The organism is Pseudomonas ficuserectae, assembly GCF_024584585.1.
GTDB lineage: Bacteria > Pseudomonadota > Gammaproteobacteria > Pseudomonadales > Pseudomonadaceae > Aquipseudomonas > Aquipseudomonas amygdali.
In genome coordinates this window covers 5797213-5817920 of record NZ_CP085684.1, presented here as the reverse complement: position 1 = coordinate 5817920, position 20708 = coordinate 5797213, and the positions used below count along the sequence as shown (strand labels likewise).

Sequence of the window (20708 nt, the reverse complement as noted above, 5' to 3'; positions counted from 1 at the left end):
TGACGGCTCAATTACTGGGGGAGGGGATGGCGAGAATGCTGGCCAGAACGCGCATGTCGTTGGCGCTCACCTACCTGGATGGCGCGTCATGAGCATGAAACTGCATAAGGTGCTGTCGATCGGCGGCACGGTCATGCCGCTGGTCAACGACGATGTCCGCCTGGACCTCAAGAGTCCGGGCCGCGCTACGTTCACAATCAAGGCCGGCGTTACAGTCAAAGGTTTGGTCACGTTCGATATCGGCTACAACGAAGCGGTCCTGCAGCGTCATTTCATTGGCTATGTCGAACGCTGCACCGCCACCAATGGCATCGAGCAGGTGGTGCTTTGCCGCGAGTTAGCCGCAGTGCTGGCCAACCCGTTGCCAATGAACCTGCGCCATGTAGATTTGCGCACGGTACTGGCCGATATCGGCGGCAAAACCGGGCTGCGCTTTCGGGTTCCTGGTCAGGCCTACACACGCGTAAAGACGCCGTTTTTCTACAACCTGGCCGCTGGTTACCAGGCGCTGGACAGCATGGCTCGGGTGTTTGGTATCAAGGATTTTATCTGGCAGCAACAGAGCGACGGCGAGATCTACGTCGGTGCTTGGGCTGACAGTTTCTTCGGCGCTCGGTCGCAGTTGCAGTTGCCGGTTAACCTTTTCGACGGCTACCAGGGCAGCCAGAGCGCAATGATCGCGGCCTTGCCAGGCTTGCGACCAGGCGTATCAATCAACCAGGGCGAGCGGATCACGAACGTGACGCTGGCCGGCACACAGATGGCTATCAAATGGACGACGCAATCAAGCGCAGCGTAGAGCGACAATTCCCTGAACTCACTGGTGGCTATCACTTGCCGCGCTTCGCCAAGGTCGTGGCGGTGGCGGACGCGCCAGCCAGCGCCGGGCTGCGTGACGACTTCCGCCCGCGCTTCTCGGTCGACCTGCAGGTGATGGGGCCAGATGGCGAGATCGACACGACGTTGCCGGTGCTGGCCAGCGTGCCGCTGCCCATGCCGGTGGGTGGCGATGAGATGGGATTCTTTGCTTTTCCGGAGGAGGGCACCAGCGTGGTGGTGTGCTTCGCTTATGGCCTGCCGCACAAGCCCTATATTCAGACTATCCTGCCGCACGGTCTGACGTTGCCGAAGGTGCCCAAGGGCGACCAGGTGTGGCAGCACAGTGACGCCGTGCAACAGCGAGTCGACGCGGACGGCAACTGGCTGCGTAAGACCGACGGCAAGATCCAGGACCAGGCGATCGAGCGCGAGGTCGACGCCATGACGAATACCGAAAGCTTCCAGAACCACACCAGAACGGTGGACGACCATTCGACCGAGTCAGTGGGTGGGGTGAAGAGGATCGAGGCTCTGGGCGCGCTCAAGTTGCTGTCGGGCGGATCCGCGAGCCTGGCTGCAGTGGACGACCTGCACCAGGCGACCGGGCGAGATCTGAACCTGGTGGTCGGCCAGAAGCACAACGCCACAGTGGGTGGCGACATGCACGAGCGTATTCAGGGCTTGCGTGAGAGCATCACCAGCGAGAGCCAGCGTTTGCAGGCCCCTAAAACTTGGGTTGGGTCGGGCGGCGTGAACATCTTTCAGGTGGTGTGTGACTTGCTCGATTTGATTCAGGATATGAATACCCAGCTCGCTGCGCACACCCATGGCCCGACCCCGGTGCCTGGCAACGCAGCGGCGTTTACGGCGGCTGCAGGCAATGTGGCGGTCCTATCAGCGAAACTCAAGCTAGTAACGCTTTGATGTTGAGCTCCGGGGTGCTCGCAATATTTTTTTGGGGCTTCACATTTATCTACCATCGGTGTGGAACCGATCTGCTCCCGATGACCACTCAGCGGTCGTTATAACTACTGAATTGAAGAGGTATGCACAAATGGGAAATATATGTGTCGGCGGATCCAGCATGGCCCATCAGGTAAACTCCCCAGATCGGGCCAGTAACAACTCGAATGACGATAATAATGTGTCATCAGGTCAGCTGCTCGACGTCAGGCACGCTTTGGCAGATGCTGCCGGGTTAACTAGAGAGCAGCATGCCTTTATCAGTAACGATGCACCTGCAAGCCTTAGGAGTCGATACAACGCTCTTTATACCCGAACGCAGAATACGTTTCATATGGCGGATATGCAGCATAGATATATGACAGGAGAGTCAAGAGTAAACCCGGGAATGCGGCCGCATGAAAATGTTAGTCAAATGCGAAGTGCTATAAGTGATTGGGATGACATGCGCGAAGCACTGCAGCATGCAATGGATATTCATGCTGACATGCCTGAGTCTCCAGAACGTTATGCCGCAACGATAAACCCAAGCGGATCTATTCGAATGTCGACCCTGAGCCCTTACAGGAACTGGTAACAGCGTCAGGCCGTGCGTGACTTCATTCTAGTTTGCGTACGGCCTGTGTGATAGCTAAGCAATTTTAAGCTGAAAATACATCATATTTGTTAATAGTGTTTTATTTGCTTTGCTGCAAGATTTTGCGTGCCTTAAGCTCTGTACGTTTGGTCGCCTGTTTGTAAGTGGACAGGCAACGCTAACTGTGCCGGTATGCTTCTGCAATTTCTTATGGATACTTGCACCCTCGGTGCTGGCCGTAAGCACAGTTGTTGATGTAATAAACTCCACGCAGTAAAAAAGTTGTGGGCCATAGTTTCAAGTGTGACGTCCAGCAAGTCCGGGGGGGGCACTTCTTTTTCTTTGGCATACGCACTCTGATTCACATAGACAATTTAGGGGCTGTCTGAATGCTCTGAATGAGTATGCTGTAGTGGTCTAATGGTTCCGGACACTCATTTAGGCGAGAATATCGCCAGATAGAGGTGTCTGATGACCAAACAACGCCGTACCTTTTCCGTTGAATTCAAACGCGAGGCCGCAGGCCTCGTGCTCGATCAAGGCTATAGCCATATCGAAGCCTCCCGCTCGCTTGGGGTGGTCGAATCTGCGCTGCGTCGCTGGGTCAACCAGCTTCAACAAGAGCGCAACGGTGTCACTCCACAGAGCAAAGCCCTCACGCCCGAGCAGCAAAAAATCCAGGAGCTCGAAGCCCGGATCGCCCGTCTTGAGCGGGAGAAATCCATTTTAAAAAAGGCCACCGCGCTCTTGATGTCGGAAGAGCACGAGCGCATGCGCTGATTGATCAGCTCAGTGTCCATGAGCCAATCGAATTGCTGTGCGAAGTGTTCGAGGTACCTCGCTCGTGCTACTACAACCATTGCCTGCGGCGTCGGTCTCCAGACGCCGAGCGGGTTCGTTTACTTAGCCGAGTCAATGAGCTGTTCGGGCAAAGTCGAGGCGCTGCCGGCAGCCGCAGTATCGTGTCGATGATGCAGGCGGATGGCGAGCAAATCGGTCGGTTCAAGGTGCGTAGCTTGATGCGGGAGCTGGGATTAATCAGCAAGCAACCAGGCTCGCATGCTTATAAAAAAGCAACAGTGGAGCGGCCTGACATTCCGAACATTTTGAATCGGGAGTTCGATGTACCCGCGCCCAATCAGGTCTGGTGTGGCGACATCACCTACATCTGGGCGCAAGGAAAATGGCATTACCTGGCGGTGGTTATGGATCTTTACGCGCGTCGGGTGGTGGGCTGGGCGTTTTCGAACAAACCGGATACGGACTTGGTGATCAAGGCGCTGGACATGGCTTATGAGCAACGCGGCAAGCCTCAGGGCCTGCTGTTTCATTCCGACCAGGGCGTCCAATACGGGAGCCGACAGTTTCGCCAGCGGCTTTGGCGATACCGCATACGCCAGAGCATGAGCCGCCGGGGTAATTGCTACGACAACTCGCCGATGGAGCGTGTGTTCCGCAGCTTGAAAACTGAGTGGATACCGACCGTGGGCTACATGACGGTCCAAGAGGCTCAGCGGGATATCAGTCATTACCTGATGCATCGTTACAACTGGATTCGGCCACACCAGTTCAATGATGGAATGGCGCCCGCTCAGTACGAGAAAAACCTTAACGTCGTGTCCGGGATCAGTTGACCACTACACGCGGCACCTGACAAGGGTTCGGCTGCGCCCGCGACACTCCCCCGTTCAGACTCGCTTCGCTCCCTTATCTGCGGCCTCGCATCGCGCCCTTGTCACGCACCTATGCGCCCGATCGACCTAAGCGCATCGGCGAAAGGCACTCAGCTAAGCCAGCACAGAGGTGGGACGAAATGAACAGACAAGCAAAGCAACAGCTGATGAAGCGCTTCACAAGCGGTCAGGTCGAGATCTGCAAAAAGCTGCTGAAACTGAGTCGCCAGGTACACAAGTTCATGTATAGGAATTTCAATAATTCCTATACAGGGTAATCCGCCGAAAAAGGCCCACTCGGCGTGATACCAACGTGGCGTTGAGGCTGGTTAAACGCTTTTTTTCACGTGCGAGACGATCAACACGCGTCACCACTAATGTATCGCCAAGCGTAGAAAATCGAGCAGTGTTTTCAACTCCGTCCTACCAACCAGGCTAGTGTACTGTTTTCGAAAAAACCAGCTACTGACGAACGGAAAATTCAAATTTTATCAATAACTTAGTTTGTAGGTCATGGGTAAATAATTTCGCAAACAGTACACTAGCCCCGTTTTTTTCTCGGCGCGCACGACATCACAACCTGCTTCACGCAAAGTTTTTTCTTGCAGAACGAAATCTTGATCGCTTGTGGAAACGCGAGCGTATCCGTAAAGGGCCATCGTCAAGTTTGTCTCTTTAGGCTCTAGAAGCTGAGAACTTACCATGTCAAAATTGAAAAGCCACCCTATTGAGACGCAAAAAGCGTCTCGGCCATGCGTCTCACAAGGGTATGCTCAAATGAGACATAAGCGGCGAGCGATCACTCGCAAATAATTCCGGTTCATGACAATCGATTGCAGGTCGAACCAGATGAACGCAGGTTCATTCGCGAATAATCCCGGTTTGCTGGCTCGGATAGATGCAATCAATCCTGGTCGAAAAACGCGATGATTGCAGGTCGGCGCCATTTCGATTGCAGGCCGCTACATCTAACGCCATGTTAGACATGGCTTGTGCTGAAGGTATATAGTCACAATAACAGATTTTTAAATCTCACAATTTTCATGCGCATGCTGAAAATTTAATGTGTAGGAATTAAAAATCCCTACACATTGAGTAGACTTAGCCAGGTGCCGTGTGCGTTGAGGAAAATCCCTCTCGCAAGACTGGTGGCTACCCGGTTTATTATCTTACTTCCGTTTTTCTATAGAAAGATTCATTACTGCAAATGCATTGGCTAATGCGATTATTGCGGCATTGTCCTGAGCATTCGTCTTGCCGTCTTCATTGGTATCGGATTCGCTTCTTACTGTATCAAAGCCTTTGTCGTTGCCGGAAGCTGTTACGTAAGACGCAAAAGCCAGCTTTTCCTTGTTCCAATACTGCACCAATATTTCAGGAATACTATCCTTTTCAAAGTCAACCATGGATAACCGGATTTCATAACTAGCCATTTTTAAACCTTAATTTATGTATGTTTGGAATGAAAAATTTAGCATGGTACCTTTACTAGTGCAAATTAAATTTCAAGGCGGTTGTAAAGGAAGGTCTGAAGTAGCCGGATGTTTTCCGGCTACCGAGTCCTCAGCACTTTTCAAAAAACGATGCATGTCGAAATTTGCTCAATTATCTTCGCTTTTTAGCTCTTTCGGCCGCTGCAAAGCCTTTTGCGGTAACCATTTCCTGCATTACACGCGCACCTCTCCTGCGCTCGCCAACAAATGTCGGCGGGCCATCCACAGGTTTGACAGGGCGAACAACGTCACCATCTGCGCGGTGTTCTTGGCCAAGCCCCGAAAGCGCACTTTTTCATAGCCAAACTGGCGTTTGATGACCCGAAACGGATGCTCGACCTTGGCGCGAACCTGGGCCTTGGCCTTCTCGATTTTGCGGATCGCCTTGTACAAAATACTGCGTTTTCCGTGCTTTTTGTAAGTGCTGCGGCGGGCGGCAATCTGCCAAATGACCTTGCGCCCAGCGTGTTCTTCGCGCTTCTCGACCCCGGTGTAACCTGCGTCGGCGCAGACTACGTTTTCCTCGCCGTGCAGCAGTTTGGCAACCTGCGTGACGTCTGCCACATTGGCCGCTGTTACTACCACGCTGTGCACCAGGCCTGACTCGTCGTCGGCGCCGATGTGAGCCTTGGCGCCGAAATAGTACTGGTTACCTTTCTTGGTTTGATGCATCTCAGGATCGCGTTTGCCATCCTTGTTCTTGGTCGAACTGGGCGCGTGAATCAGCGTGGCATCGACGATGGTGCCTTGACGCAACGACAAGCCACGGTCGCCCAGATAACCATTAATTACGCCGAGAATCCCGGTCGCCAACTCGTGCTTTTCCAGCAGACGACGGAAGTTGAGAATGGTGGTTTCGTCTGGAATTCGCTCCAGGCTCAGGCCTGAAAACTGACGCAGGATGGTCGTCTCATACAGCGCTTCTTCCATCGCCGGATCGCTGTAGCCGAACCAGTTCTGCATCAGATGAACACGCAGCATCGCCATCAGTGGGTAGGCGGGCCGGCCACCTTCTCCTTTTGGATAATAGGGCTCAATCAGGGCAATCAAACCTTTCCAGGGCACCACCTGATCCATCTCGATCAGGAACAATTCCTTACGGGTCTGCTTGCGCTTGCCGGCATACTCGGCGTCGGCGAAGGTCATCTGTTTCATCATCGAAAAGCTCGGCGACTGGTGTCCGGAGATTTTGCCAAATTAGGAAGTCTTTTTCAGAGTTTCCCAAGGTCTTTCCTTACGTCCGCAGCAGAGTGAACGACCTCTGTATTTTTACGGACTCGCTCCAGGACTTCAGCCGCGAGGTAGTAATCCTCAAGGTCAGTCAGGCCATGATCGATGATTTCGCGCAGATAATACGCCTTGGTACGCCCGGTGCTTGTCGCCAAAAAGTCTAGGCGCTGCTCGGTTTCGGGTGCCAAGCGAATGGAAGTGGCCATGTTTAAGGCTCCTATGTGATACGTGTATTCACATTATCACAAATCTACACGAATGGCTTAGCGAATGAAAGGGACTTCCCCGTCCCAAGGGCGCGGCGAAAGTCGCGAATCGGCATCTAAGTGCCATGATGAAGTGTCAAACCTGCATCAAAACCACAGGAGGGGAAGTCCATGCCAATTATTACCGTGGGAATCGATCTAGCCAAGGCCGTATTCGCCGTTCACGGCGTTGATGAGGCTGGTAGGCGGGGTTGGCTGACTTCAGCACGACATGATCACCCTGCAGGATAAGAATCTTACACAGCGGCTCGTTGTTCAGGGCCGCAATCACGATGCTGCCACTGGAAGGCTTTCGGGATCGATCCACCACAACCAGGCTGTCATGAAAAATCTTCGCACCCTCCATGCTGGGGGCCGGGGAGCAATGGAACAGCGAACCGACTTAAGGGGGCGTTTCCGGCTAAACAGCGAGGTCTTGTTTGTCGGTCGAGCAGCGGGCATAGCCAATCAGGGTTGCGTCATGGCAAAAACTGTAACGTAAGACCTCCCTTCACTGCAAAAGATTTAGTACTAGCTAAATGAGATGGCTAATGGAGCCTATTTACGAGAATTAGCGATTAACTACTCAGCGTCCGTTGAATGATCCTCTTTCGGACAGCGTATTGAGCGGATTACCGTGAGCGCAGGGGAGTCCTGCGGCTCCTTAAGTCGGTTGGCTGTTCCATTGCTCCCCGGACCCCGCGTACTATTTTTTCCGAATTCTGTAGCCCCCCCTGCATGTCAAGAAAAAAGTGTTGCTGGCTTCGACTTAGGGAAACTCTGAAAAAGACTTCCTAATTTGGCAAAATCTCCGGACACCAGTCGCCGAGCTTTTCGATGATGAAACAGATGACCTTCGCCGACGCCGAGTATGCCGGCAAGCGCAAGCAGACCCGTAAGGAATTGTTCCTGATCGAGATGGATCAGGTGGTGCCCTGGAAAGGTTTGATTGCCCTGATTGAGCCCTATTATCCAAAAGGAGAAGGTGGCCGGCCCGCCTACCCACTGATGGCGATGCTGCGTGTTCATCTGATGCAGAACTGGTTCGGCTACAGCGATCCGGCGATGGAAGAAGCGCTGTATGAGACGACCATCCTGCGTCAGTTTTCAGGCCTGAGCCTGGAGCGAATTCCAGACGAAACCACCATTCTCAACTTCCGTCGTCTGCTGGAAAAGCACGAGTTGGCGACCGGGATTCTCGGCGTAATTAATGGTTATCTGGGCGACCGTGGCTTGTCGTTGCGTCAAGGCACCATCGTCGATGCCACGCTGATTCACGCGCCCAGTTCGACCAAGAACAAGGATGGCAAACGCGATCCTGAGATGCATCAAACCAAGAAAGGTAACCAGTACTATTTCGGCGCCAAGGCTCACATCGGCGCCGACGACGAGTCAGGCCTGGTGCACAGCGTGGTAGTAACAGCGGCCAATGTGGCAGACGTCACGCAGGTTGCCAAACTGCTGCACGGCGAGGAAAACGTAGTCTGCGCCGACGCAGGTTACACCGGGGTCGAGAAGCGCGAAGAACACGCTGGGCGCAAGGTCATTTGGCAGATTGCCGCCCGCCGCAGCACTTACAAAAAGCATGGAAAACGCAGTATTTTGTACAAGGCGATCCGCAAAATCGAGAAGGCCAAGGCCCAGGTTCGCGCCAAGGTCGAGCATCCGTTTCGGGTCATCAAACGCCAGTTTGGCTATGAAAAAGTGCGCTTTCGGGGCTTGGCCAAGAACACCGCGCAGATGGTGACGTTGTTCGCCCTGTCAAACCTGTGGATGGCCCGCCGACATTTGTTGGCGAGCGCAGGAGAGGTGCGCGTGTAATGCAGGAAATGGTTACCGCAAAAGGCTTTGCAGCGGCCGAAAGAGCTAAAAAGCGAAGATAATTGAGCAAATTTCGACATGCATCGTTTTTTGAAAAGTGCTGAGGACTCGGTAGCCGGAAAACATCCGGCTACTTCAGACCTTCCCTAAGGAAACTCTGAAAAAGACTTCCTAATTTGGCAAAATCTCCGGACACCAGTCGCCGAGCTTTTCGATGATGAAACAGATGACCTTCGCCGACGCCGAGTATGCCGGCAAGCGCAAGCAGACCCGTAAGGAATTGTTCCTGATCGAGATGGATCAGGTGGTGCCCTGGAAAGGTTTGATTGCCCTGATTGAGCCCTATTATCCAAAAGGAGAAGGTGGCCGGCCCGCCTACCCACTGATGGCGATGCTGCGTGTTCATCTGATGCAGAACTGGTTCGGCTACAGCGATCCGGCGATGGAAGAAGCGCTGTATGAGACGACCATCCTGCGTCAGTTTTCAGGCCTGAGCCTGGAGCGAATTCCAGACGAAACCACCATTCTCAACTTCCGTCGTCTGCTGGAAAAGCACGAGTTGGCGACCGGGATTCTCGGCGTAATTAATGGTTATCTGGGCGACCGTGGCTTGTCGTTGCGTCAAGGCACCATCGTCGATGCCACGCTGATTCACGCGCCCAGTTCGACCAAGAACAAGGATGGCAAACGCGATCCTGAGATGCATCAAACCAAGAAAGGTAACCAGTACTATTTCGGCGCCAAGGCTCACATCGGCGCCGACGACGAGTCAGGCCTGGTGCACAGCGTGGTAGTAACAGCGGCCAATGTGGCAGACGTCACGCAGGTTGCCAAACTGCTGCACGGCGAGGAAAACGTAGTCTGCGCCGACGCAGGTTACACCGGGGTCGAGAAGCGCGAAGAACACGCTGGGCGCAAGGTCATTTGGCAGATTGCCGCCCGCCGCAGCACTTACAAAAAGCATGGAAAACGCAGTATTTTGTACAAGGCGATCCGCAAAATCGAGAAGGCCAAGGCCCAGGTTCGCGCCAAGGTCGAGCATCCGTTTCGGGTCATCAAACGCCAGTTTGGCTATGAAAAAGTGCGCTTTCGGGGCTTGGCCAAGAACACCGCGCAGATGGTGACGTTGTTCGCCCTGTCAAACCTGTGGATGGCCCGTCGACATTTGTTGGCGAGCGCAGGAGAGGTGCGCGTGTAATGCAGGAAATGGTTACCGCAAAAGGCTTTGCAGCGGCCGAAAGAGCTAAAAAGCGAAGATAATTGAGCAAATTTCGACATGCATCGTTTTTTGAAAAGTGCTGAGGACTCGGTAGCCGGAAAACATCCGGCTACTTCAGACCTTCCCTAAGCACAGGAATAGGTCATTTCGCGATTGTGCTAATTAGCTAATTAGCTAATTAGCACAATCGCGACTCTGAGAAAGGCGTCTACTTGGTCGAGCCGGGCATGGCCTTGCGCCAGTCCAAGGCCACAACATTAAGAGCCGTAGGAGCGTTACGTAGCGCTGGCGGCCGAGGCTGCAATGGAGCAACCAACCGACCATAAGATGAATGGCCAATTGCTGTTATCGGCATAGCTAAGTGGGTTAATGCCTTTAGCTATTTAGCTAAATCAATAATCTGCTTGCACTCATCCAGATCATGGCTATACTTTGCTTAATCTTAACTAATTAGCTAATTCGATAAAAAGGAAGCCCCGCAAATGCTACCCCCTCTTGCTATCGGCTGCATCTCTCAAAAAGGCGGCGCTTGTGCAAGAAAAAACTTTGCGTGAAGCAGGTTGTGATGTCGTGCGCGCCGAGAAAAAAACGGGGCTAGTGTACTGTTTGCGAAATTATTTACCCATGACCTACAAACTAAGTTATTGATAAAATTTGAATTTTCCGTTCGTCAGTAGCTGGTTTTTTCGAAAACAGTACACTAGCCTGGTTGGTAGGACGGAGTTGAAAACACTGCTCGATTTTCTACGCTTGGCGATACATTAGTGGTGACGCGTGTTGATCGTCTCGCACGTGAAAAAAAGCGTTTAACCAGCCTCAACGCCACGTTGGTATCACGCCGAGTGGGCCTTTTTCGGCGGATTACCCTGTATAGGAATTATTGAAATTCCTATACATCGAGCTTTCAGATCAGCGATCAAAAAAGTTATTGTAGTGCCTAACGAACGCCTCACGAGAAGTGGTCATCGCTTCTAGATCTGCTACTATGCCGTGTCTCATAGGCGGTAACTCCATACCTCGCGCCATTGCTATGGCACGGACAGAGAACTCAGTTTTTGCTGCACTGCCCCTATGATCAGGCATAGCATTAGCAACCCACCAATGTATTTCACCTAATATACTTAAAGCTTGTGAATCGGAAACGCTCGCATCCAACGCTTGATTATAAAGTTCTTCTACATGAGCAAGCACTTCTGGCACATCGGCAGAAAAAGTGTGCCTTATATAAAAAGGCTCGCCAGCTTCAAGGTGCCTTATAGCAGAGTATCTACTATCATATCTATTCGCATCAGGGTCTGCACTTACCACGACAGTTGAGAGAGTTATAGGCTTACCATTTATCTCGTCTCGCAGAGGAAACTCGTGCGTTGGAACGCCCTCAACATCCTCGGAAAATTCACCATCCTCTCGATTTCTGTAACGATCAAGAATGTAAGCATATTGATTTGCCAGAGGCGTTGTCGGATTGTGATTGTAAGTTGGGTATCGCTCGCTTTCCTCGCCAAAAGTTTCGTAATCTCCGCCAGCAGCTTCGCTTCTCCAGCGCTGTGCCAAGGCCCACAATTGGCTAAATGCTTGAACTTGACCCGAAGCAATGCCAGCACCTGCGTGGCGAGACGCATCGAAGAAGGAACGACCATATTCCATCTGATGAGGAAGATGGTCCTGGTTATACTGAGGATCGGGCCAGCGAGCTACGCCAATTAACGATTGCTGATAATACGTTAAGCCGGTTTGTGCTGGAGGGCCCGATAATTCACCATAACGAGCTGACCTACGATGCGATGTTCTAGCGGTAGCAGGCTCCGCGTCAGGTGAAGAGTAATGACTGGAAGGAGACATTACCTGAGGTTTCGATGATATACATCCCATTTTCCATTCCTTAAAATTAGGTGTTGCCGACCTTAAAGAAATCGTTTCTAAAGTAGCGATTGAGGGTTACTCGGCCCTGTACCCAAAAGTCAGTCAGCGAAGCTAAGGAGCCGCTGATTTATTCGATTTTCGTCCCGCCAGCAACGCTCTGAAGTACTTGATTTATCACGGGGCAACAGCTGGGTTTCAGAATAAATCAGCGCCTCCCTAAGGCAAGGCAAAAAAGGCACGGTAGCGGAATCTACTGGTTGTAGATGACAATCCCTACCGTGCTCGCGCACGAGCCTGCTTTTAACGCAGCATCACCGATGAGCGGCTACTTTTCGTGCAGAGCCTAATAACTGAGTCGCCACAGGGTCGTAATCAGTTCCCGTTGGCCGAAACGCCGGAACGAAATTCCTATTCTATGAAACACAACCCTTGTTGATCGCGTCGTTCAGAACTTTAGCCGAGACGAACTTGACGACTTTCTTGGCAGCAATTTCGATAGCGGCACCAGTCGAAGGGTTGCGGCCAGTGCGTGCTGGACGCTCTGCCACTTTCAGTTTGCCGATGCCCGGTAGAGTGATTTCTGCACCGCTTTCCAGTTGGTCGGCAACGATCTGTCCCAATTGCTCAAGAGCCTTAAGCGCGGTGGTTTTTGGCGCATCGATAGCTTCTGCAATACCGACAACCAATTGGTCTTTCGTCAGAGCCATAGTGGCGTTCCTTCCCTATCAAATTCATTTGGATTGCAGAGTAAGGGGTCAGCTTGGGGCAGGCAAGAGTCCCGCTCTCCAGTAGCAGCCCCATTGACCACGAAATGTAGAAACACGAACCAAGCTTGAGTTAGGTCCGAACACTCACTGACGTAGTGCTCGCGCGCTATGCAGCACAGAACAGGGCAGCCTGCGGCTGCAAATCGGCCGTTCTTACGATCGCGTAGCAGCAGAAACATGGATTTGAGCTTTGTCATGAGGCCCATTATTGATCATCATGAAGCCTGCTTACCCACCGCTGCTTCAGATGAGTCCAGCCTACACACCTCGACCGCTCAAAAACCTCTTCACCGCTAACCAGTGCTGGGCACACCTCCTCGAGGAGGGCGGCTTACGCGACATCGAAGTCGAGTCCGTCACCAAAATGCTGGCCTGCGGCACCTCGATCCTGGGCGTCAAACACTACACCTGCGGCAACCACAGCTGCCCGCACGTCAAATACCTGTGCAACACCTGCAGTTGCCGCGCCTGTCCATCCTGCGGCAAAAAAGCTACCGATCAGTGGATCGCCAATCAACAGCACCGCTTACCCGAGTGTACCTGGCAACACCTGGTGTTCACATTGCCTGACACCCTGTGGCCGCTGTTCTTTCATAACCGTCACTGGCTCGATGCCTTGTGTCGCCTGGCCGTCGACAACCTGCTCTATGCGGGCCGACGCCGGGGCGTGGAAGTGGGTGTTTTCTGCGCCATCCACACCTACGGCCGGCGACTTAACTGGCACCCACACATCCATGTCTCGGTCACCTTGGGTGGGATCGATGACGCAGGTGTCTGGAAAGATCTGTCGTTTCATCCATCAGCCTTGCGTCGGCGCTGGATGTGGAATGTACGCCAGTACCTGCTCAGTCAGTGGGAGCACACCACCGTCCCACCTGAAAACGCTCATCTGCAGAGCGAAAATGACTGGCGTCACCTTGTGCTCAACGCCGGTGGTCGGCACTGGCACATCCACTTGTCGAAGAAGACGAAAAACGGCAAAAAGACCGTCAATTACCTGGGCCGCTACCTGAAAAAACCGCCCATCTCGGGCAGCCGATTGGCACATTACACCAACAGCGCAACCTTGAGTTTTACCTACCTGGATCACCGCACCAAGACCTATCAGCAGGAAACGCTGAGCCAGACCGACATGCTGCGCCGGGTGGTGCAGCACATCCCGGAGAAGCACTTTCGGATGATCCGGTATTTTGGATTTCTGGCCAACAGCATTTCTGGCCAACAGCGTCTGTGGCCGACAGCTACCCCGGGTGTATGAGGCGCTACGCATGGAAAGGCGTGGCAAAGCGCAAAAACTGTATTTTGCGCAGATGAGCAAAGCGTTCTTGCATCGCGATCCGTTCAGCTGCGTGCTGTGCGGAGCGCGGATGGTGTATACCGCAGCCATCGCCGGCCTGACCGTGCAGGGCTTGATCAACAACGCTCAAAGCATCGCGCAATTGAGGTACGTGCCGGCCTGATACGGGAGAGGTGCGTCCAAAATCTGGAAAAGGTACAGAAAAGTCGCTTTCAATCCATTTTTCGGCGTGGGTGATGGGTTAAAAAAGCTTTTTGCCGACATCGACGCCACGTTGGCATCACGCAGAGGGTGCCTTTTTAGGAGGATTACCCTGTATAGGAATTATTGAAATTCCTATGCATGAACGCGTCTTGAAGCAGGCACCCTCCGCCGATACCTGAGCCGCTCCGTGCACAGCCTGATAGGTGTCGTGACAAATGCGGTGGGTGTGACTCAGATTGATCAATCGCTACATGATAAGAGAACCTACCTTTTTACGCTGATCGCAGCTTTGCCATTGAGGCGCTGTCGACTATTTAAATATTTGGAAAGCATAATGGAACTCGATGGACACTGATGACCACTCATGCGCGGCACATGTAAAAGTAAAAGCGAATAGATAAGTCGGTGGTGGTGATCTGTCGGTTAAAAGCATGGCAAGCAACTCGCTCACCCACTGTAAAAATAAAATCAACTTAGATCCACGATGGAGAAAGTAAAATGAAAGCTCGCTCAAAGAAATCAGTAGGCATTGTTGCTTTGGCACTTTTAATGGGCAAGGTGTATGCCGCTCCTACTCCTGCCGCGTGCCCGGATGTCAGCGTCATCAAACAACATCAGGAAGGGCAAGGTTTTGTGTATACGGCACCAGCCCCAAACAACCAACAATGGAGAGGCGAAAACCCGCGAGGCGATGCAAAGGACATAAATAGTATTGCTTTCAAAACTGCAAATATACGTAACCGAAGCGCGATCACAGGTAATGCATTTGTGGCGTGCGACTATGAGGGTAATAGCAGTGCAGGAATCAGGATGAGTCTTGAAACGCTCAAGGTAGCAACACCTGTGGGGAAAGCTTGGAACGGACTCAGTTGCAGTGAAAGCAACCCATCCCTCTGCACGTTTGAGTATTGATGTTTTTATAATATACATTTTACAAATAGCTATTCAGCTTAATGCAGGTAGCTTTTAGTAAAACTACAAAAACAGATCACAGCGCCCACGACTATCGACTTTTTCCCCTCGATTTGACTGGGCGTTCTGCAGGGCCTGAACGTAAGACGTCCCCAGCCCCACTGGTCAACGTCGTCAGAATCAGCGTAGCCCAGAAGCATTCCACCTAACTTACTAGAGCCCAAAATTACTACTGAACGCCTGGATGCCGTGCTGGCGCAGTACATCCTTGATCTGAAAATAAGGCGCGCCCATTTTCACATACGGTTTTGCATCGTAGCTGCGGGCAATGACACAACCATCATTTGAGCTAAGAACCACGATTGGAACCTTGGCCAGGTCAGGTCGAAACACGCGCTCACAGCTTGCGTAGGGGGGAATAGAGAAAACGGACAAAATCGTACGCTAAGCATTCTACCTGTCAGTTGAAACCATAAAGATAGACGCCTCGGCGTCAGAAAATGCAGAAAACGGCCCTAGTCTGACGCGGTGCCAGTGAGTAGCCTGACGCCGGGTTGAGGTGTGCTTCAATCGGACACAGTCCAGGTTGCGCGAAGGCATGCCTCCTGTCGGCAGTTCTTAACGTACGATTTTTCCCGAATTCTGCGGGCTCCCCTTAATGCCTGCGACGATAAGTACGGTACGCGGATTATCAGCCTTTCACCTCTGCGCTTGGAGAATTCTGGACCGCTGGGCTCTTGAGAGCCCAGCACAGCTTCGATCTCTGGAATCTGAGGGTGAGGTAGCTCTCTTGGGGCGTTTGTTCGAACAGCAGCAGCTGGAGCAATCGATGCTAACGTCAGAATCTGCCCTGGAACAGCGTCGATCTGGGATGGCTGAACACGAAATCCTTGTACTGAACGAAATCCCCACTCAACTGGGATAAAAAAACCGGGCTTTAAGCCCGGTTTTTTTATCCCATTGCGGTATTTAGCTGCGATGTGATGCGTTCCATATCGTGCGATCGCACGGGGATGGTTATTGATGGATAGTCATAATTTCTAAATCGCAATATGACGTGCTGGAAGTGCTTCCCTGAGGTGATGTCGGTGGCCCACTCTGTGATTTCTGAGAGTGGCATGGCTTTGCGGATACCGTTGTACTCGTCGATCAAGACTGCTGTGCCTGCTTTTGGGTCTATTCCCACGTAGCGGCGGCCCGCTTCATCAGAAATCTGCACCTTGGCTGAAAAGCCCGCCGGAGCGATTGACATAACTAGCTTATGCAGTCGCTTCGCGTAGCGACTCTTTAAGTTTTTGATGAGCCAGCTGCCTCCAAACATCCAGACAAAGGTTAGGCCGATCAGCCCAAGTGGCCATAAGGCGTGGCTATTATAAATAATTGCGATTGCTACCCATATTATGATTAGGCTTAAAATATTCCCTAGCCAATGAATAGTCGTAATTAAAGAAAGCATAATTAACTCCCATAAACAATATAATTAATTAGCACATTAACCATGAATGCCATCTCCACCGCTAGGTTTGCTATTGCCCGGCTTTCTACCTGGCATGCCAGACTTAGGTGCCATGTGCTCTAGGGAAGGTCTGAAGTAGCCGGATGTTTTCCGGCTACCGAGTCCTCAGCACTTTTCAAAAAACGATGCATGTCGAAATTTGCTCAATTATCTTCGCTTTTTAGCTCTTTCGGCCGCTGCAAAGCCTTTTGCGGTAACCATTTCCTGCATTACACGCGCACCTCTCCTGCGCTCGCCAACAAATGTCGGCGGGCCATCCACAGGTTTGACAGGGCGAACAACGTCACCATCTGCGCGGTGTTCTTGGCCAAGCCCCGAAAGCGCACTTTTTCATAGCCAAACTGGCGTTTGATGACCCGAAACGGATGCTCGACCTTGGCGCGAACCTGGGCCTTGGCCTTCTCGATTTTGCGGATCGCCTTGTACAAAATACTGCGTTTTCCGTGCTTTTTGTAAGTGCTGCGGCGGGCGGCAATCTGCCAAATGACCTTGCGCCCAGCGTGTTCTTCGCGCTTCTCGACCCCGGTGTAACCTGCGTCGGCGCAGACTACGTTTTCCTCGCCGTGCAGCAGTTTGGCAACCTGCGTGACGTCTGCCACATTGGCCGCTGTTACTACCACGCTGTGCACCAGGCCTGACTCGTCGTCGGCGCCGATGTGAGCCTTGGCGCCGAAATAGTACTGGTTACCTTTCTTGGTTTGATGCATCTCAGGATCGCGTTTGCCATCCTTGTTCTTGGTCGAACTGGGCGCGTGAATCAGCGTGGCATCGACGATGGTGCCTTGACGCAACGACAAGCCACGGTCGCCCAGATAACCATTAATTACGCCGAGAATCCCGGTCGCCAACTCGTGCTTTTCCAGCAGACGACGGAAGTTGAGAATGGTGGTTTCGTCTGGAATTCGCTCCAGGCTCAGGCCTGAAAACTGACGCAGGATGGTCGTCTCATACAGCGCTTCTTCCATCGCCGGATCGCTGTAGCCGAACCAGTTCTGCATCAGATGAACACGCAGCATCGCCATCAGTGGGTAGGCGGGCCGGCCACCTTCTCCTTTTGGATAATAGGGCTCAATCAGGGCAATCAAACCTTTCCAGGGCACCACCTGATCCATCTCGATCAGGAACAATTCCTTACGGGTCTGCTTGCGCTTGCCGGCATACTCGGCGTCGGCGAAGGTCATCTGTTTCATCATCGAAAAGCTCGGCGACTGGTGTCCGGAGATTTTGCCAAATTAGGAAGTCTTTTTCAGAGTTTCCTTAGCAGCCAAAGGCGTAATGCCAAGGGGGGGGCAATGACAAAGGGGACAAAACCAGGGCAGTTTTCGCCGGTATCGCTTGAAGCACTGGAGCTGATCGCTAACGCTAAAAAAGACCCTCGCTTGCTACTGGCGTACTTAGGGTTGGCCAGGCATATCACCATGAGGGATTTAGACGGCCGTGGCCCTAATATGCTGACGGGGGCCGGTGCGGAGAAGGTCAGGGTGCTGACAGGCTGTGGAACGCCTATGGCCACAGGAATAGTTAACGCATTAGCCGGCATGGGGCTGATCAAGAAGCCAGCAGCAGGGCTACCACCCAATCAGGCCCGATGGGCGATGCAGCACCAAGGAACTGTGAATATTCCTCACGCCCTGATAGATGGGATAGGGAATGCGGATGGCATTGGTCGCTTATTGAAAGAAGGGGCCGCTGATGAGGTGGTCGTCTGCGCCGTTATGCTGCTGATTAACTGCTATGCAATGCACGATCTAGAAATGTTCGGCGGAGTTGATTACCAGCAAATATGGCGACATTGGAATCATATAGTCAGCCCAGAGGGTGAAGGGTTTCGGGTGACTGCTGAGCCAATCAACGACACAGCCCAAGCAAAATTTATCAGCAAGATAGTCGGCAGCATGGGCGGCAAGGTAGACGAGAATGGCAATAGTGACGTTTTTTGGAAGGCCTTCAAGCTGCTGAAAGGTACGGGCCTTTTTTATGAGGTTGTAACCTCCATCAGCATCGACGGTGAGAGGACTCCAATCCGTGTTAATGACTTCCACGCCGTTGGGTCTGACTCGTCCCTGCTAGAGGCCGCACCTGGCCTTGGCGTTGGATTTTACGTGCACAAGGATAACGATCGCTCAGAACCTGAGGGCTGCTGGTTTTATCTGCCATCAGATCCAGAGAAAGTGGTTGGTATCTGGCGGCTCAGATACCGGTGTGCAACACCGGAAACGGCTAGGGGAGTCGCGCTTGACTGGTCCAAAGTCGACGACGCTATCGCTGCTATGTGCGCGAAAGGCGTCCTATACTCTGGTTAAATACTAGGTAAGTGACATATAGGTAGATTGAATATATACGTAGGATGACTGATATAACTCAGAAAGACAGATATACGTCAGGAAGTGTAGTGGTCTAATGGTTCCGGACACTCATTTAGGCGAGAATATCGCCAGATAGAGGTGTCTGATGACCAAACAACGCCGTACCTTTTCCGTTGAATTCAAACGCGAGGCCGCAGGCCTCGTGCTCGATCAAGGCTATAGCCATATCGAAGCCTCCCGCTCGCTTGGGGTGGTCGAATCTGCGCTGCGTCGCTGGGTCAACCAGCTTCAACAAGAGCGCAACGGTGTCACTCCACAGAGCAAAGCCCTCACGCCCGAGCAGCAAAAAATCCAGGAGCTCGAAGCCCGGATCGCCCGTCTTGAGCGGGAGAAATCCATTTTAAAAAAGGCCACCGCGCTCTTGATGTCGGAAGAGCACGAGCGCATGCGCTGATTGATCAGCTCAGTGTCCATGAGCCAATCGAATTGCTGTGCGAAGTGTTCGAGGTACCTCGCTCGTGCTACTACAACCATTGCCTGCGGCGTCGGTCTCCAGACGCCGAGCGGGTTCGTTTACTTAGCCGAGTCAATGAGCTGTTCGGGCAAAGTCGAGGCGCTGCCGGCAGCCGCAGTATCGTGTCGATGATGCAGGCGGATGGCGAGCAAATCGGTCGGTTCAAGGTGCGTAGCTTGATGCGGGAGCTGGGATTAATCAGCAAGCAACCAGGCTCGCATGCTTATAAAAAAGCAACAGTGGAGCGGCCTGACATTCCGAACATTTTGAATCGGGAGTTCGATGTACCCGCGCCCAATCAGGTCTGGTGTGGCGACATCACCTACATCTGGGCGCAAGGAAAATGGCATTACCTGGCGGTGGTTATGGATCTTTACGCGCGTCGGGTGGTGGGCTGGGCGTTTTCGAACAAACCGGATACGGACTTGGTGATCAAGGCGCTGGACATGGCTTATGAGCAACGCGGCAAGCCTCAGGGCCTGCTGTTTCATTCCGACCAGGGCGTCCAATACGGGAGCCGACAGTTTCGCCAGCGGCTTTGGCGATACCGCATACGCCAGAGCATGAGCCGCCGGGGTAATTGCTACGACAACTCGCCGATGGAGCGTGTGTTCCGCAGCTTGAAAACTGAGTGGATACCGACCGTGGGCTACATGACGGTCCAAGAGGCTCAGCGGGATATCAGTCATTACCTGATGCATCGTTACAACTGGATTCGGCCACACCAGTTCAATGATGGAATGGCGCCCGCTCAGTACGAGAAAAACCTTAACGTCGTGTCCGGGATCAGTTGACCACTACAATCCTGTAGTTCTTTGCCTGCTCAAGCGACGTTAACGTGATGGGGCTGTCGCCGCGGGCGAGCATGATCCAGTCATAGGAGCCTACCGGACCCACCCATTTGAACAGTTTTTCCCGCTCAGGCAGGCGAGTGGTGGAGAACACACCATAGCCGGGCTTGTCGAGGGCAAGCTTGTAAACCCGATCCCACGGAAAACGCAGGGTCATGCTGTAACCAATGTTTGCGCGCTTGAACATCTCGCGCACCACTTCAGCGGCAATACCGTCGATGTTGTTTTCCTGCGCGAAATTCTTGCCATCGACCGCCATGTTGAACGGCGGGAAATTCTCGGTGAGCAACACCATGGAATAAGGCGTTGAGTCGCTGGCTCGCGCAGTTTCATTCAGCAACAAGCCGACACCGATCAGTGCGAGAAATAGACGTTTGAACATGTTCCGGCACTCGATCGTGACTGACGCATGCAGAGTGCCGCGAACCCGGCGCACTG

Annotated in this window: 16 protein-coding genes and 5 pseudogenes; 10 read left to right on the top strand and 11 right to left on the bottom strand. The window is 52.7% G+C overall.

The annotated features are described in order from the left end of the window. Positions 1-88 precede the first annotated feature (88 nt). From LJU29_RS26170 to LJU29_RS26155, 4 genes are all read left to right on the top strand, one after another. The gene (locus tag LJU29_RS26170) at positions 89-799 is read left to right on the top strand and encodes a hypothetical protein (protein ID WP_257111394.1); all 711 of its coding nucleotides are present in this window, start codon (positions 89-91) and stop codon (positions 797-799) included. Beyond that, positions 772-1743, top strand: coding sequence for a hypothetical protein (locus tag LJU29_RS26165; protein ID WP_257111393.1), 972 nt, complete (start codon positions 772-774; stop codon positions 1741-1743). The genes LJU29_RS26170 and LJU29_RS26165 overlap by 28 nt, the downstream gene beginning before the upstream one ends. Before the next feature lie 130 nt (positions 1744-1873). Next, on the top strand, positions 1874-2359 hold the full coding sequence (locus LJU29_RS26160) for a hypothetical protein (protein ID WP_005758216.1): 486 nt from the start codon (positions 1874-1876) through the stop codon (positions 2357-2359). A gap of 471 nt (positions 2360-2830) precedes the next feature. Continuing rightward, positions 2831-3993 (top strand): IS3 family transposase gene (locus LJU29_RS26155; protein ID WP_122320854.1). Its coding sequence is split into 2 segments (ribosomal slippage): positions 2831-3086 and positions 3086-3993, totalling 1164 coding nucleotides; the frame shifts between segments, so codons are not numbered across the junction. Positions 3994-4577: 584 nt separating this feature from the next. On the opposite strand, the pseudogene LJU29_RS26145 reads toward LJU29_RS26155, so the two are convergent. From LJU29_RS26145 to LJU29_RS26125, 5 genes and pseudogenes are all read right to left on the bottom strand, one after another. Next, positions 4578-4691, bottom strand: a pseudogene (locus LJU29_RS26145) (recombinase family protein); the annotation flags it as partial. A 510-nt stretch (positions 4692-5201) separates the two neighbouring features. After that, positions 5202-5465, bottom strand: a complete 264-nt coding sequence (locus LJU29_RS26140) for a hypothetical protein (protein ID WP_005759909.1) — start codon at positions 5463-5465, stop codon at positions 5202-5204. Positions 5466-5699: 234 nt separating this feature from the next. Then, positions 5700-6680, bottom strand: a complete 981-nt coding sequence (locus LJU29_RS26135; protein ID WP_054078085.1) for an IS5-like element ISPsy2 family transposase — start codon at positions 6678-6680, stop codon at positions 5700-5702. A 56-nt stretch (positions 6681-6736) separates the two neighbouring features. Beyond that, positions 6737-6961: a type II toxin-antitoxin system RelB family antitoxin gene (gene relB, locus LJU29_RS26130; protein WP_257111392.1), complete on the bottom strand. Its 225-nt coding sequence runs from the start codon at positions 6959-6961 to the stop codon at positions 6737-6739. Positions 6962-7247: 286 nt separating this feature from the next. Continuing rightward, positions 7248-7367, bottom strand: a pseudogene (locus tag LJU29_RS26125) (LexA family protein); the annotation flags it as partial. A 473-nt stretch (positions 7368-7840) separates the two neighbouring features. Here LJU29_RS26125 and LJU29_RS26120 point away from each other — a divergent pair. Then, complete coding sequence (locus tag LJU29_RS26120) at positions 7841-8821, top strand: IS5-like element ISPsy2 family transposase (protein WP_054078085.1); 981 nt, start codon at positions 7841-7843, stop codon at positions 8819-8821. Positions 8822-9038: 217 nt separating this feature from the next. Next, a complete protein-coding gene (locus LJU29_RS26115; protein ID WP_054078085.1) occupies positions 9039-10019 on the top strand; it encodes an IS5-like element ISPsy2 family transposase in 981 nt (326 codons plus the stop codon). 930 nt (positions 10020-10949) lie between these two features. Here the strand turns inward: LJU29_RS26115 and xopAH are convergent. Further along, positions 10950-11912, bottom strand: coding sequence for a XopAH/AvrB family type III secretion system effector (gene xopAH / locus LJU29_RS26105; RefSeq protein ID WP_005752378.1), 963 nt, complete (start codon positions 11910-11912; stop codon positions 10950-10952). 404 nt (positions 11913-12316) lie between these two features. Continuing rightward, positions 12317-12610 (bottom strand): HU family DNA-binding protein, encoded by a 294-nt coding sequence (locus LJU29_RS26100; protein ID WP_054999586.1) that lies wholly within the window; start codon positions 12608-12610, stop codon positions 12317-12319. 277 nt (positions 12611-12887) lie between these two features. Here LJU29_RS26100 and LJU29_RS26095 point away from each other — a divergent pair. Beyond that, positions 12888-14130 (top strand): annotated as a pseudogene (locus tag LJU29_RS26095) (IS91 family transposase). A 539-nt stretch (positions 14131-14669) separates the two neighbouring features. Next, positions 14670-15083 carry a DUF3757 domain-containing protein gene (locus LJU29_RS26090; RefSeq protein WP_003348573.1) on the top strand — a complete coding sequence of 138 codons (414 nt, stop codon included), beginning with the start codon at positions 14670-14672 and terminating at the stop codon, positions 15081-15083. 216 nt (positions 15084-15299) lie between these two features. Here the strand turns inward: LJU29_RS26090 and LJU29_RS26085 are convergent. The 3 genes and pseudogenes from LJU29_RS26085 to LJU29_RS26075 all read right to left on the bottom strand — a co-directional run. Next, positions 15300-15521 (bottom strand): annotated as a pseudogene (locus LJU29_RS26085) (Y-family DNA polymerase); the annotation flags it as partial. Positions 15522-16035: 514 nt separating this feature from the next. Continuing rightward, positions 16036-16539, bottom strand: a complete 504-nt coding sequence (locus LJU29_RS26080; protein ID WP_122322853.1) for a hypothetical protein — start codon at positions 16537-16539, stop codon at positions 16036-16038. A gap of 269 nt (positions 16540-16808) precedes the next feature. Continuing rightward, positions 16809-17789, bottom strand: coding sequence for an IS5-like element ISPsy2 family transposase (locus LJU29_RS26075; protein WP_054078085.1), 981 nt, complete (start codon positions 17787-17789; stop codon positions 16809-16811). Positions 17790-17891: 102 nt separating this feature from the next. On the opposite strand from LJU29_RS26075, the gene LJU29_RS26070 reads away from it, so the two are divergent. Both LJU29_RS26070 and LJU29_RS26065 read left to right on the top strand, forming a co-directional pair. Beyond that, positions 17892-18902 carry a hypothetical protein gene (locus LJU29_RS26070; RefSeq protein WP_257111391.1) on the top strand — a complete coding sequence of 337 codons (1011 nt, stop codon included), beginning with the start codon at positions 17892-17894 and terminating at the stop codon, positions 18900-18902. A 148-nt stretch (positions 18903-19050) separates the two neighbouring features. Beyond that, a protein-coding gene (locus tag LJU29_RS26065) for an IS3 family transposase (RefSeq protein WP_122320854.1) occupies positions 19051-20213 on the top strand; the annotation gives its coding sequence in 2 pieces (ribosomal slippage) (positions 19051-19306 and positions 19306-20213; 1164 coding nt in all). A 7-nt stretch (positions 20214-20220) separates the two neighbouring features. On the opposite strand, the pseudogene LJU29_RS26060 reads toward LJU29_RS26065, so the two are convergent. Then, positions 20221-20652 (bottom strand): annotated as a pseudogene (locus LJU29_RS26060) (type 2 periplasmic-binding domain-containing protein); the annotation flags it as partial. Between the last annotated feature and the right edge of the window lie 56 nt (positions 20653-20708).

Excerpts from the sequence above, each read along its gene's own strand:
- LJU29_RS26170 (WP_257111394.1), top strand. The coding sequence starts at position 89 with ATGAGCATGAAACTGCATAAGGTGCTGTCGATCGGCGGCACGGTCATG.
- LJU29_RS26165 (WP_257111393.1), top strand. The coding sequence starts at position 772 with ATGGACGACGCAATCAAGCGCAGCGTAGAGCGACAATTCCCTGAACTC.
- LJU29_RS26160 (WP_005758216.1), top strand. The coding sequence starts at position 1,874 with ATGGGAAATATATGTGTCGGCGGATCCAGCATGGCCCATCAGGTAAAC.
- LJU29_RS26140 (WP_005759909.1), bottom strand. The coding sequence starts at position 5,465 with ATGGCTAGTTATGAAATCCGGTTATCCATGGTTGACTTTGAAAAGGAT.
- LJU29_RS26135 (WP_054078085.1), bottom strand. The coding sequence starts at position 6,680 with ATGAAACAGATGACCTTCGCCGACGCCGAGTATGCCGGCAAGCGCAAG.
- relB (WP_257111392.1), bottom strand. The coding sequence starts at position 6,961 with ATGGCCACTTCCATTCGCTTGGCACCCGAAACCGAGCAGCGCCTAGAC.
- LJU29_RS26120 (WP_054078085.1), top strand. The coding sequence starts at position 7,841 with ATGAAACAGATGACCTTCGCCGACGCCGAGTATGCCGGCAAGCGCAAG.
- LJU29_RS26115 (WP_054078085.1), top strand. The coding sequence starts at position 9,039 with ATGAAACAGATGACCTTCGCCGACGCCGAGTATGCCGGCAAGCGCAAG.
- xopAH (WP_005752378.1), bottom strand. The coding sequence starts at position 11,912 with ATGGGATGTATATCATCGAAACCTCAGGTAATGTCTCCTTCCAGTCAT.
- LJU29_RS26100 (WP_054999586.1), bottom strand. The coding sequence starts at position 12,610 with ATGGCTCTGACGAAAGACCAATTGGTTGTCGGTATTGCAGAAGCTATC.
- LJU29_RS26090 (WP_003348573.1), top strand. The coding sequence starts at position 14,670 with ATGAAAGCTCGCTCAAAGAAATCAGTAGGCATTGTTGCTTTGGCACTT.
- LJU29_RS26080 (WP_122322853.1), bottom strand. The coding sequence starts at position 16,539 with ATGCTTTCTTTAATTACGACTATTCATTGGCTAGGGAATATTTTAAGC.
- LJU29_RS26075 (WP_054078085.1), bottom strand. The coding sequence starts at position 17,789 with ATGAAACAGATGACCTTCGCCGACGCCGAGTATGCCGGCAAGCGCAAG.
- LJU29_RS26070 (WP_257111391.1), top strand. The coding sequence starts at position 17,892 with ATGACAAAGGGGACAAAACCAGGGCAGTTTTCGCCGGTATCGCTTGAA.